Annotated in this window: 9 protein-coding genes; 1 reads left to right on the plus strand and 8 read right to left on the minus strand. The window is 59.5% G+C overall.

Annotated elements, in window-relative coordinates:
• Positions 1–26: 26 nt before the first annotated feature.
• The 8 genes from A9D60_RS09825 to mobC all read right to left on the minus strand — a co-directional run bounded on the left by A9D60_RS09825 (position 27) and on the right by mobC (position 12,258).
• On the minus strand, positions 27–2,045 hold the full coding sequence (locus A9D60_RS09825; RefSeq protein ID WP_217492047.1) for a DUF7017 domain-containing protein: 2,019 nt from the start codon (positions 2,043–2,045) through the stop codon (positions 27–29).
• The gene (locus A9D60_RS09830; protein ID WP_065267413.1) at positions 2,042–4,765 is read right to left on the minus strand and encodes an ATP-dependent DNA helicase; all 2,724 of its coding nucleotides are present in this window, start codon (positions 4,763–4,765) and stop codon (positions 2,042–2,044) included. Before A9D60_RS09830 ends, A9D60_RS09825 begins: the two co-directional genes overlap by 4 nt.
• A 243-nt stretch (positions 4,766–5,008) precedes the next feature.
• Positions 5,009–5,503: a hypothetical protein gene (locus A9D60_RS09835; protein ID WP_065267414.1), complete on the minus strand. Its 495-nt coding sequence runs from the start codon at positions 5,501–5,503 to the stop codon at positions 5,009–5,011.
• 99 nt (positions 5,504–5,602) lie between these two features.
• Positions 5,603–5,788, minus strand: coding sequence for a hypothetical protein (locus tag A9D60_RS09840; protein ID WP_254656661.1), 186 nt, complete (start codon positions 5,786–5,788; stop codon positions 5,603–5,605).
• A gap of 146 nt (positions 5,789–5,934) precedes the next feature.
• Complete coding sequence (locus tag A9D60_RS09845) at positions 5,935–7,098, minus strand: helix-turn-helix domain-containing protein (RefSeq protein ID WP_065267416.1); 1,164 nt, start codon at positions 7,096–7,098, stop codon at positions 5,935–5,937.
• Between the two features lie 364 nt (positions 7,099–7,462).
• Positions 7,463–9,313, minus strand: coding sequence for a type IV secretory system conjugative DNA transfer family protein (locus tag A9D60_RS09850; protein WP_065267417.1), 1,851 nt, complete (start codon positions 9,311–9,313; stop codon positions 7,463–7,465).
• Positions 9,306–11,654: a relaxase/mobilization nuclease domain-containing protein gene (locus A9D60_RS09855; RefSeq protein WP_065267418.1), complete on the minus strand. Its 2,349-nt coding sequence runs from the start codon at positions 11,652–11,654 to the stop codon at positions 9,306–9,308. The genes A9D60_RS09850 and A9D60_RS09855 overlap by 8 nt, the downstream gene beginning before the upstream one ends.
• A complete protein-coding gene (mobC, locus tag A9D60_RS09860; RefSeq protein WP_254656662.1) occupies positions 11,641–12,258 on the minus strand; it encodes a plasmid mobilization relaxosome protein MobC in 618 nt (205 codons plus the stop codon). The genes A9D60_RS09855 and mobC overlap by 14 nt, the downstream gene beginning before the upstream one ends.
• 522 nt (positions 12,259–12,780) lie before the next feature.
• On the opposite strand from mobC, the gene A9D60_RS09865 reads away from it, so the two are divergent.
• On the plus strand, positions 12,781–13,500 hold the full coding sequence (locus A9D60_RS09865; protein WP_065267420.1) for a nucleotide-binding protein: 720 nt from the start codon (positions 12,781–12,783) through the stop codon (positions 13,498–13,500).
• Position 13,501: the final 1 nt, after the last annotated feature.

Consider the following 13,501-nt stretch of genomic DNA (forward strand, 5'->3'; position numbering starts at 1 on the left):
TGCTCTAGTTCTGTGCTTTGCGGCGGCTATTCCCAGTCATCGTTTTCACCTCCAAAGTCGAAGTGATTTCGCGCGACAACTTTCGCCTTGATCGCCTTCATCCCCCATTTCCCACGCTTCTTATCGAAACTTGCAACAGCCACGCCTTCCACAAGATCGCCCGCCTGTACCCCTTCAGCAGTGATCATGTGAGGAGGAATGAAGATATCTCCAAGTGTGAACCCCAGCCCGCTCGGCGTCACGTTCGTTGCCTCGCGGAATGGGCGACAGACATCAGCAGAAGGTGATTGTTCGGTGGGTTCAATTTCGAGAATACGCGTGCGAAGGCCGTTCTTCGAATGGTGCTGGGAAAGACGAACTGCCACGGTGGTTCCAATCTCCACCTGCCACGGGCAAAGTGAGATTGGGCAAGTTCCATCCACGCCGCGTGCTACGATGACGTGAAGCAGAGACTTTCCATGGTTGATGTGGTCGATGACACCAACCCGAAAGGGCATGATGTCCATGGGTGTGCCGTCTTCCCGGCGGCTGATCCGGTGAATTATTGTGCGCTTTGGCTCGGCCTTTGATGTCTCTAATTGCAACTTGATCGGCGTTCCTTCGGCCAACCTGCGGATGTCCGGATGGCTGTCGGGCAGGCTCAACTCGATTGCGAACGGATTCCCCTTCACATAGATTCTGCGGCGCCTTCGAGGCTTCTGACCATCTCGCCCCTCGATGGTGAAAACGTCCCCGAGGCACGCATCGGTCCACGGGAGGTGCGAGAAAAGCAAAGCTTCCGCCGCATCGCTCAGGCTGCCATAGAAGGCGCGATCAGTCGTGTTCGGCGTCACCGCAGAAAGTCTTTCAACAAGACTCTGTGCTTCGCGGGGTATCGCGTATCCGGCGCGGGCGCGGTGTGCAATCATTCGCTCTGCCTCGAACCGGGCTTCGGCAGGGTGGCTTTCTTCCAACAGAGCGGCGAACTTGAGGCGGACCTTCCCTACGAAGTTATCGTCCTGTGAACAGCTCAGGGCCTTGGCATAGCACGAGCGCCGCAGATCGATATCATGTGGCACCAGGTCACCGATCAGTTCCCAAGCCCAATACTCAGAAGCCTTCTCGCGCGCAAATTCGACGGCCAGCTTGAGCGCTTCATCAATACGCCCCATACCCCGCAGTAGTTTCGTGAGATTGAACTTGAGCCAGATGTTATCCGGGAAGCGCTTCATCGCGGCCTGCACATGCGGCAAAATGAAATGGCAGTCATCCACGCGGTCGCTCTGGGCTGCCTCGGCCGACGCGGCCTGGATCACCTGCTCGACGAGGGACGGGTAGGTCTTGCCGTCCTTTCCCGTCTGCCGGTCAAAGTCCTCGTCGTTGAACTGATCCGGGTTCCAGAGGCGAAGAAAAGGAAGAAGCTTGAGCTGTTCGCCCTTTGTCAGGCGCAACGCTTGCCGCAGCATGAGGCTGTGCAGAAGGTCAGGGCCGCCAATCGATAGCTTCAGATAGGTGTTCAGGTTTCTCTTCACGCGCTGAACAACTGGCGGAGACAATTTCTCGTCCTGCGCCTGTTCGAGTTCGACTTTGATTAGGCGGTAGAGTTCCCACCCCGACGCCTTTCGATCCTCTGGTGCCAGCTTTCCGTTCGCATCAAGGTCGGCGTAGATCCTTGCGGCCTCCTCGTGCTTGCCCTGCTTGCTCAGAATGCGAGCTGACTGCATCGCACGGCGGTCGGGGTCCGCGAGGTCCAAAGCCTTCGCGCGATGCTCCGCCAGCATTGCGTCTGAGGCCGGGACTTCGAAGCGCCGCAACTGGTCCAGATAGTCGGACAGCGCCATGTGATTACCATCGGCTGAATGCTGTTTCACGAGCGCAATCAAACACCATGCAAAGGCGGCGCGGTCGTAGTCATCGGCCTCGGAATCAGCGATGCGCTCCAGTGAGAGTGCATGTGCAGCGGCAAGCTGGCCACCTTTCCTAAGTTCGGTGACCTCTTTGGAGCGATGGTTCCAAGTTCCCGCCCCCAAACTCCTATTTCGCCGGCTCCCGCTAAAGATGCTCACGGGACAACCTCGTCGGTCAGGACGGTTCCGACATCATCCTGCAGCGCGATGAGTGATGGTTCTGGGTTCAGGGACGGATTGACGGGCATGAACTTGGTTAACTGGTTTTTGCCGTTGTAAAAGATGTCTACCGTGACTGTGTCCAGACCGCGCGCAAGAGTGTAGCGCTGGCTCCATTGCTGCTCCTTAAAGTTGGCGACCGTGATGCCCTTCTTCGACAGCGCGGCAATCAACCGGTCATGGAAATCCCGCAGGAAAGGGCGGTCAGGCGCGCCCACGCTGGCCGAGCTCGAAGTGCCGGTTCCTGGTTTCTGGCCCGACAATCCAGCGATGCGAGCTATGATCTCCTCCGCGAAGCCGTCAGGCCTCGGGCAGGTCACGCTAGAGACAGTCCAGTTTCCCTTGTAGCCGATGTCGATCCGAACAGCATCAGCACCTCGCTTGAAGAAATACGCCTCTCGATACTGGTGGTGAGCGACGTCCTCGATCTCGACCCCAGTGTCGGCCAGCCTGTTGCGGATTTCCGTTTGAAGCCAAGTGCGGAACAGGGATTGCGGGGACAAAGCCGGGCAGGGGGCCCCTCCAGCTGATTCAGGGGCCATCGCTCGCTGGTCGGGAGGGCCGGACTCCGGGCTTTGTGGGCCGGGTTCTGTGGTAGACGGCGTAMCCCATCCGGTTCCCGCCGCTTTCAGCCTGATCTCCGGCGGATCGACAAGATACAGCTTTCTGCTGGTCCGGGTCATGGCCGTGTAGAGCCAGCGAAAATAGTCCGATGACCGCGGGTTCTGCCGGGTTGCGCAACTGACGATCACATGGCTCCACTCGCCGCCCTGTGCCTTGTGGCAGGTAATGGCATAGCCAAACCTGAGGCGAAGAGCGTTGAAATACGGATCCGAACGCAGGGCCAACTGGAACGCATCACGATCTTTGTTCCGGTCGATATGCTTGTGGCGCTTGAGGAAATCGACGTAGAGGGCGCGCTGCTGCGCAGATGCCAAGCTAGCATCGTCGCCGTGCAGAAAATCGTCGAGTATCTTTGCCTTCAGGATGAGATCGTCACCTTCCGATTGCGGCAGCGCAACCATGACGTCTCGAAAATTCAGCGCGACATTAATGGGTTCCGATACGTCGCTATTGCCGATCTTCTGAAGCAACTGCACAGACCGTCGCTCGACCGTCGCTTCAGCCGCGTCGATCTGCAGGATTTCACCATTAGCGACGTAATGAGGACCGCAAAAGCCATTGGCCGCAACAATCACGCTGTCACCGGCCGCCACTGTCGCCTTGCCCGGAAACAGTACTGCCCGGATCGCGCGGTTGAAATTGGCGGCTTCGGTATTCGAGTGGGTAACGATGATCGGCGCCTGGGGGCCGCGTCCTTCGCGGATCTTCATATAGAGAGGTGTGACACTGTCCTTGGGCAGTTGGATGACGTCATCGTCGAAAGAGAACGTCAGGCTGCTGAAGCGTCCACTGGTAACGCCTTCGCGCAGGGGCATGACGTTGCGGATTACCGCGCTTTCAGCTTTCTGGCGGACGATTTCAGTCAACTCGTAGCTGGTTGCATCAAGCCCGAAGGTCTCACGCAGGTAATCCGCGTCCAGGGCAGGAGAGGTCGACATGCCGACCGGAGGCAGCTGCGCAGGATCGCCGATGAAGATGATCTTTCGGGCGTTGCCTGAATGCGTTGAACCCACGTGCTCGATCAGATCCCGCAACAGATGTCCGCTGCCAGACCGGAAGAATTCACTTTCGGAGTACACGTTCGATACGAGCGACGCCTCGTCGATGATGGCAACGGCATCGACCGGGTCATCATTGTTCCGGACCTTGGCAATCATCTTGAAGGTGGCCGACCCATCGCCGTCATCTTCGGTCTGCTCGGTCATCTCGCTATAGTCGTAGATCAGGCTGTGGATCGTTCGCGCTGACYGCCCAGTTTTCTTTGTGATGACTTTGGCTGCCCGCCCTGTCGGGGCCGCAAGCGCGAACATCCGCCCTTGGGCAAGCAAGAACTCGGTCAGACCACCCGCAAGGAAGGTTTTCCCCGTTCCCGCATAGCCTTTCAGCAAAAATACCCGCTGGGTGTCGTCTGCGAGGAATCCATCGAGCGCCGAAATGCCCCTCTGCTGGTCGGCCGTGAGCTCCTCTTCGAACATGTCCCACAACGAGATCCGCGTCTGCGGTGGCCTGACCAGGGTCTCTAGGCCAGCGTAGCGGTTTTGGACAATGTTCTCCCTCGCGTCGGCTGGGCACATGTCCTGCGAGGTCTCATGACATGCTGAAGGCGTTATGGACGCGGCACGTCCCCGCGCTTGCCAGTCAATATCCGGGCGCATTTCAAGGCAGAACCAAGCGGTCAGCGAGAGGGCGTCATCGAGCAGATCGTGGGCTTCAGCCACCGATACAGGACGCTTTCCGTGTGCGGCGATGTTTCCGAGTTTCCGGACGGTGTGCAAAAGCCCCAGAATCCGCCGATCCAGAAGATTATTATGCTGAAGCAGTTGCAGGCGGTCGAACTGCTTCTCTTCATCGTTCAATTGCAAACCATGGTGCCGAAAAAGGTGGCAAACCATTGCCTCCGAAAAGCTGCGTAGGCGGATGGTCGAAAAATCAGGGAGCTTGTCGGCATTCTGCTCTGCTTCGGTCGCCAGCGTATGCAGGTCCGGCCAGAGAGGCAGCAACACGCCAAAGCGCTCTGGATTTCCCGTCATATCCATGGTGTCCCCCTTTACTGGCAAACGGCATCTCTTGCGGAAATAGTCTCCAGGCTTCTGCGCTAGATCACCCTGGAATCGTATGCCTTTGAAATCGGGCCGAAATGGGGGGTAAGCATGACATTCCACCAGCTAAATTGGAGGCTAGACAAGCCTCGCTGCGAGGGCAACCTCTCGATCGTCGAAGAGCGGGACTTGCCGCGCGGCATGCGGGCTGCTGGGATGAGAACTGCATTACCTGCATCATTAGAGCAGCCGCCCGTCAGATCCCAAATATACGCCATCCGACAAATAAATCGGCGCGCCCTCGGCAATGCACAGGTCGTCATATAGATCGCGAAGATCGCTGCAGCCGGCGGTGTGGTCGACCTCTGCCGGCTGCCCCAGATATCGGGCCATCTCATCGGCCAGTAGAGTAAGGGCGTCGAACAACTGATCCCGCGTGCCGGACAGGCAGATCTCGGCGAACCTGCGGCCTTTGCCATCGCTGTCGATGCAAAGGTCCACCTCGCCCCCGGCAATTTTCTGGGTCCGCACCTGCAGGGCGTTGATCAACGCTTCGCGGTCCCGGTAGATCGGCGGGGCGCCAAAATCGCTAGCGGTGGCCGTCTTGATGGCCCCGCGTTGGTGGCCGCCGATGCTGCCAATGGTCAGGCGGAGCAACGTGTGCTCTCCTGCTACGGCATAATACTGTTCGCGCGCATGGTAGAATTTTGTGGATTGATAGATAATAGCGGACATGTTGCATCCTTCGCTTGCATGGTCTTGAGTTAAGCGCGCAGCGGTATCGTTCGTGGGCGTACCACTCACACGACGCGCATTCTGCGGTCCCTTGAAAAATCACATGTACTTGGTGTTCCGAAGGCAGGAATTGCTGCGGAACGGTCGTGATCGGCCTTTGCGCTGGTGATAACAGGTCACGACATTACCTGCGGCGTCGACAATCGCCCTCACCTTGGTCGCAGCTGCAATCATCTCCTCATCGAGGCCAGCGGCTGTCAGGTGCCGGACGGTCCGTCCTGACAAGATGTACTCCTCGCAATCATGCCGCGCCTTGACCCGTGTCCCATGCAGAAGGACAAGTTCGAGACTGTCGTGCCGAATACTCCGTTGGGCCATACGCGTTGCCGCATGGTTGCTGAGGACGAAAGAGGCGTCTGCACACATAGCCATCATGCCCACTCCTCCTCGAACTGCTTTTTGAGCTTGGAGCGGTGACGCTGGAGTTCTTCAAAGCGGCGATAGATCGGATCTTCGAACGGGAAAACCAAGGCAATTTTGCCGCCTTCAGAGGCCGCAGCTTTGCGGCTCTGATACTCAGAAAGCGTATCTTCGTTGAGATGCAAATCTTCCTGGAACGGGTTCACCCAGCTTTGAACACGGTCATCATCCGTATACCGCTCAGGGTACCAACCTTCTTCATGGCAATGCTTCGCCACGAGGTCATCATACTCCGCGGCCAGTTCCGGATGGCGTTCGGCATAGAACGCGCGCCAGGCCTTCAGCTTCTTGAGACCTGCCTTCCGCTGTTCCTCCATGCCCTGCTCATGCGCTTCCCGAATGGCCTTAGCAAGCTCTTCAATCGAGAGGCCACCGCCCTTGGCTTCCTTGGCCTGATGCAAAACCGAGGACAGCCGAATGCGTCCTTTCGCGATGGCCTCAGCCAGCTGCGGTTGCCCCCCAGAGAGAGCCTCTACGAGCTCAATGTCCGATATAAATCCGGCCGCATTCGGGGCCTCTTCGACCGCTGCCCCCACGAACCACTTTGTGTCGACGTGGTCTGAAATCTGCGCCGACAGCCGAACGATTGCCTCGCTGAACAGATTCCGCGACGTTTCGGTGCCAGGGTGTGACGTCTCGATTCCGAAGCATTTTTTGAGCTTGCTGGCTTGGTCCTCAAGGTGCCCCCCTTGCAGACGCGGATCGGAGAGGCCGTTTTCAAAGGCAAGGCGAGCTACTTCGTCGTCCTGCACCGGCACTTTCAGTGCATGTCCGGCCACAATCGAAAAGAGAACGGGTGCCAGTTCCATGATCTGCTTCTGGCTGACCCCATAACGCCAACGCATGAGTTCGTAGGCATTGTGGGACGCAGCAGAAACATGGGCCTGGATGGACACTTCTCCCAAGTCCACGTCGGCAAAGAACGGATCGAAATCCTGAGGCTTGCAGTTCAAAACGCGGGCAATCGCCTCCAGATCCTTGGGCTTAGGCGGATTGGTTCCCGCTAGCCAGCGACTTACTGTGCGCTTATGCTTCTTGATCGCTGCGGCGAGTTCGTCGCGCGATTTCCCCTCTGCTTTCAGCTTCTTCTTGAGAAGTTCTGCCTTGAACGCCATCGGTGCCTCCCTTGTGTCCATGACATCAAGGTAGGTGCCATTTTATCCTATGTAAATTTGGCATTTTCTGTCACAAATCGGGGAGAGTTGGCTGAGAATGTCCTCCTTTTCGACTACATTTGTTTTGATATGACAAAATGAGTGCCATTTTTGCCGAGATGAATACTTAAGTCGGCGCAACCAAATCAAGCAATGTACGTCAGCAATCGCTTAGATTGTATCTTGGCGGGCCGCATGCCTTCCTCACAAAATACGGCGGCGGCTTCGGTCGCTTTCACACCGATGGCCATGTCGAAAGCGATAACAACATTGTCGAATGCGTGTTCCGTCCGATCCCCTGAACCGCAAGAACAAGGTCCTCGCATCACGCATATTCTGCAATGATGGCCCGTGTCGTCTGGACCGCAGCTGCCAGTTCTGCTCTATCCGGCTCCTTGAGCCCCAGCCCCACCGGATCAAATGACAACTGCACTGGCCCACCTCCACTAGCTCCCGCGCGAGCTGCTCGACCCCGCGCGCGATTTGGCCGCGAAGGCGTGGAACTCTGCGTATTCGATACGGGCATCTCCGCCGTTGCCGGTGAGGTCGCTACCCCAGAACCATTTGCGCCTGCGGCCGCCCGCACTTCCTGCAGCTCTTGCTTCAGCTTCTCGACCGTCTCGCGAGTCTCGGACATCTGTCGGTCCCGCCGAAGGCCGTCCTCGTCCGGATATGGGAAGCTTCCCGATTGACCGGCGTGCAGAACCTTCAACACCGGGTCCTCGAAATATTTCACCCTTTTTGCGCGGATGGGCATCTGCGCGTCGATCACAAGGATGACCTCGTCGAGGTCCATGCGCCGGGCCTCATCCTCTGTCAGAAGCGGGGTATCTTCTGTCCTCTCCGAAACGCTGCGCCCCTCGAATGGATTGCGTCCAACAGCGCGGGAGCGGGTCACCACACGCTTGGTGGTCTTGCCGACGGCCTGGCTCAACTCCTCGATTGTCTTCTGCTCGGATGGGGTGAGGTAGAGCTTCACTCCGGCGCCGCCCTGAAGCGACCGGCGGGTGTTCTCACCATAGATCTCGTCCAGCGCCGGAATGGTCTGGGTGACAATGGCGAGGTTGCCGCCGAAGGAGCGCAGAGTTTTGATGCTCTCGGCGACGATCGGCAATTTGCCGAGCCGGTCGAACTCGTCGAGCAAGATCATGACCGGCCACGGCTCGTCATCGCCGGGTTCCCGCGCCTGCAGCGAGGCAATCAGGTCCGAAAAGAAGAGGCGGATCAGCGGGGCAAGCGGGCGGATCATCTCGGATTCGACCACAAGATAGATCGCATGTGGGCGGCGGCGGATATCCCGGAATGAGAAGTCAGAGGTCGCGGTGGCCGCGTCGATCGCGCGGTTGTCCCAAGTGTCGAGACCCGATGTCATCAGGAGGGAGAGGTAGGAAGTGAGGGTGTCGTTGTTGGTCGATGCCATACGCTCGAAGATCAGTTTGGCCGACTTGTTCTTCACCTCCTGCGAACGCTTCAGGTATTCCTTCTGCTTGTCGCCCCCCGAGGCTGTGATGCGGTAAATCTCGCCGATGGTCGGAACGCCGCGCTCGAAGGCCAGAAGACCGGCCGCTACGAAGAGGTCGATACCCCCGGCTAAAAGCCCGCTCAGCTTTTCATTGTCGGTCTGCAGGAAGAGCTTGGCGGTGAGTTTCAGCTCCATCTGCTGCCGGTCGGGGTTGGTCATGGCAGCAATGCGCGCCAGCGGGTTGTAGCGATGCGTCGGTCGGTCCCAGTCGGTCGGCGCGAAGCGGAAAACCTTGTCCCCCATGCTGGCGCGGAAGCGCGAGGTCTCGCGGAAGTTCTCGCCCTTCACGTCGAGCACCACGGCCGAGCCCTTGTAGGTCAGCAGGTTCGGGATCACAAAGAAACCGTTCCTCTTCATCTCGCTGCGGGTCTGCCAATGCGTCGTCCCGAAGCGGGTCAATGCATCCCCCAGAAGCGTGACGCTCAGCATCAGCGATGCCAGTCCGAAGCCGCCAAGGATGAGGTTCACCCAGAGGAAGTCTTTCGGTGCAGACTGAGACAGACCCCGATATTCGCGGGCAAGCAGGGTGACGTCGAAACGCGTGAGTGAAAGCCCATAGCGGAACATGACATAGCCGCTCGCCACGACATAGCCCATGGCGAGGCCGACCAGCACGAGGCTCAACACACCGAGGGCAATCTTGCCTTTATCCATGGGTGATCCCCTTCTCGCCATGGGTCGCGGCGTGGCGCGAGCGCTGCGCCTCGATCTGCTCTTCGGCCAATGCATCGAGAACGCGCTCCATCGCCGGGCCATGCGCAGTGACCTCGCTGCTCTGGAGATAGGTCTTGGCGAGTTCCAGTTGGCGCAGCGGATCCTTGGTAAACTTGTCCAGGACGTCCGCATTTCCCGCCCTCAGCGCGTCGATTGCGTCGGGGCTTAGACGTTCGTTCACTTGCCGGACGATGTCATGTCGCTCTGCCTCGGATATCGGATCTCCGGCGTCGGCGTTCCGCACGAAGGCCATGACGGTTGGGGCGGCCTCTTCCAGGTAGCGACGCTCGGCGTAGTCCTGTCGCGCCTGGTCCTCGATCTCGAAACTGCGCTCGCTGATATAGGCACGTGACGCGCCGAGCGAACGAAGGTAGTTGATTTCATCCTGGACGGCCTGCCCGAATTCATCATCCGGCATCTCCGTGCGATAGCGGGCGAGGGTGCGGAACTCTTCGGTGATTGGACCGAGATGATCCGAAGGATCACGCAAGGCGAGGTCCATGTCGCCAGCATGAAGCGTGCGGTCCTGTTCCGATACCGCGTATTGCGGCGGCTTTCGGCTGTCGGTCATCTGGTCCCAGGCCATCGACGCCAGTTCGGCATGCTGCGGGGATCTCTGCGAGTAGGCGTCGAACGCGGCGCGGGCCTCTTCAACCTCCACGGCGCCCGCCCGCCTTACAGACGGGTCGTCAGAGAACGGATGATCGAAATCCGTCCGGCGGAACTGCGCCACCAGCGCTCTGAACGCCTGCCGCTCCGATGGGGCAAAGATGTCGGACCCGTCTTGCGCGAGATCACTCCCAGGTGTCGTCAACCGCTCACCAAGCGCTGCCTCAGCGTCATCCACCTCGTCGACCTCGGTTGGCGCGCGCAGGACGCGTACATCGGTCAAAACATCGCCCAGCCGAACATGCACGGCTTCCAGCCGGTCGAGCGCTTCTTCCCGGTCCGCAGATTTCTCCAGATCGAGGTCGCTTGCTTTGGCAATCCCCTGCAGATCCTGTGCCAGCCACTGGCGCTCCAATGCGGCATTGCCTGCCCCCTCCCGCAGGCGCGCGGCCACAGCCTCGGCATCGATGCCCGTGCCTTGCAACGCCTCGGCCAGCTTTGGTGCCACCTCTCCATCGTCAAGACGCGCGAGGTGTTCTTCACTTAAGTTCGGCCTTGCATAGATGCCGTCCCGGGATGGGGCATCGACCAGGGCGGCGGAGCGATCCCCGAGCGGGTTCAAATGCGCGACCGAGGCCAGAACGTCGGTCAGCTTGCGCTCGATCACCGGCCTCTCGGCCGCCGGCGCCCTGTCGATCGCCGCCTCGATCTGGCGAATGTTCTGAGAAAACTCGGTGATCAGCGTGTCGAACGCTGCTTCGTCTTGGGACATGTAGATGGCTCCGTCAGATTGAATCTGACCGCCGCTGGCAAGGATGGTGCTGGCCCTCTCGAGCGCCTCGGACACGTCTTCGAAATTCGAACGGGACGCCTCCGCCGCGAGCCCGCGATAGATCAAAGTGTTGTGCCGGACGGTTTCCAGAGCGGCCGCCAGGTCAGCACCGGTTCTCTGGCGCTCGACTGGGGGACGACCTTCGTCGCGAGCCTTGTAGATTTCATCGATCTCGGCGCGGTAGGTCGTGACGCCGCGATCCAGACGACGCGTTGCCTCGAGCCGGATCCCGTGTCCTCTGGCCGCTTCGACCATCGCCTCGCGAAAGGCGTCGTAGTTGAAGTGATGATCCTTCCCGAGAAAGAACATTTCGCCATCCTTGCTGCGGCGGTTCAGAACGATATGCGCATGTGGATGCGCGCGATCTTGGTGTATTGCAGCAATATAGTCGAATTGCGAGCCCTCACCTTGAAAGAACTTCTCGCAGACGGCCTGGGTGATATCGCGCACCTCTTCACCACTGGTCCCAACCGGGAATGCCATCAGCAGATGCGACGTATGGCCAAGCTTGGGGCTGTAGCGCTCGTTCCACTGGTTCTCGAACCGCCGCGCCACTCGGTTGATCTCGGCTTCCGAGAGTTGCTTCTTCCCGTCATGGGTGCCGCGGCTGTCGAGGATATGGGTCGACTTCGTCGTGAGATATGTGAGCTGCGCCCGTAGCTGCGCCCCGGTGTGACAGCCCCCTTTCGAGATAGCCTTGAAGATCGCGGGCGAATAGCCGCGCGCGGCCCGAACCATCTGCGCGCGCCTGGAAAGCCCCTGCCAGGATCCCGAAACCCGGCTCCAGCCGCGGTCAAAGAGCGCCGGGTCGATGCCACGGACCCGGTCACTCCGCGCCATTCTCATCCCTCTCGGCGAGGCCCGCCAGGGCAGAGCTGATCTCAAGGTCCAGCAGGCTGCGCCGCGCACGCGACATCTCCTGGACCTGGTCGGCCAGATCGAAGACCAGACCCGCAAGGGCGCGGACGTCACGGTGACTTGAGGCCGGGTAGGACAGTCTCTCGCCCCGCACCTTGGCCTCGTTCAGACGTCGCGCGATCTGGTTCACGTTGTTGCCGACCCGGTTGAGTGCGGCGCCGAGGTTGCGCAACTCGTCACACATCTCGTCGTCGGGCAGGAAGACACCTTCGGCCGCCAGCATCAGGCGGCGCATGGCATCCGAGCGGTGCGCAATCCCGCGCCGCGACAGCGCCGCGTCGAACCGGCGCAGGTCGTCGTCCGAGACCCGGATTCCCACAACCCGCGATCGGCTGCCGTTCGCTGTCTGACGCTCATCCCGGTGGTTCACCACGTTGTAGATCGTCTTCAGGCTGACATCGTAGCGCGCGGCCAATGACGCTGCGGAGACGCCGTTCCGGCGCTCCTGGGCGATGGTCGATCGCTCAATCTCTGACAGTCTGCGACGGCGGGGCATTTTGAAGTTAACGTTCCTATTTCTTGCCAACTTCGTACAAGCCCGCCGACTCCCAACGCAAGTGGAGTCGGCCATAAGGGCTTGTACTCAATGTAGAAACTCGCCCTGCAGGGGCGATTTCCCGTCCTTTGTCAAATGGATCGCGCGTCGCGCTCATTGCACCACGCGATGCGGTCTCCGCATCGCGTATCGCGTCTTTTGCGCCCCGTCTCTTGCATCCCGCAAGACGGGTTTTGCTGCGTGCTGACCGTCTCGCGTCACCCGCGGAACGAAATATGCAAGACTGCCTCCCGTCGTCTGGAGCGCGCTATCTGTCACCTGCGTTCCGTCCGCAGCACATCGCCAACCGCATCCCGACATTTGGAGGGTGTGTGGTGCCCCGCGACGAATGCTGACGGCGCCACGGAAGACGTCGCACGTTCATCGCACAACGCCGCCCGCTGCATGCCAAACGCGGGTCGCATCCCGACTTCTGCTTGACCCCTCCGCCTCATCCGTTTAACGACATTTTTGCATTATCGTTGCGATTCACTATTTTTGTTGAGGATCAGAATGCCGAACGAAAATCTTGTGGTGGTCGCAGCGATGGCCCGGAAAGGGGGCAGTGGAAAAACGACGCTTTCGCGCGCCTTGATCAGTGCCGCGATCGCCGCCGGACGCAGAGTGATGTTGATCGACACGGACAGCACGAGGGTACTCGGGGCCTGGCATGCTCGGGCGGAAGCCGGTGGGCTGAGTTCGCCGCTTCTCTGCTCGGCCACCGTCGAAAGCGTGGCGGGTGTCGAGGATCAGATCGATCAGGTCTACATGGCAGGCACGGCAGACTTCATCTTCATCGATACCGCAGGGGTCGGTGCCGAATGGTCAGACGGCATCGCGGTGCTTGCGGACCACATTGTGACGCCCGTCATGCTGTCAACGTCTGACTTTGATGTCGGCGCACAGACTGCCGATTGGTATGAGAAGCTGAAATCCCGCGTTGACGACCCCTCCAGCCTTCCGCGCCACCACGTCGTCCTCAACATGGTTGACCCGAAAACGACCCGTGCTGACGCCGCCCTGATTGAAGAAGCGCTCACCCGTTTTCCGGTGATTGAGACCGTCATGATGCGGCGGAACACTTACAAGGAGATGGATCAGAAGGGACTTCTCCACGCCTTGGCGCTGGAAAAGCAATCTGATCCAAACCCTCTGATGCGTCCACATGTACGTCATGTCGTCGAGGCTCTTGAGGAGGCGACGGACATCCTCAACAACATTCTTGCGGCGTGAG

The sequence above is a fragment of the Leisingera sp. JC1 genome (genome assembly GCF_001679925.1).
In the GTDB taxonomy this organism is placed as follows: domain Bacteria; phylum Pseudomonadota; class Alphaproteobacteria; order Rhodobacterales; family Rhodobacteraceae; genus Leisingera.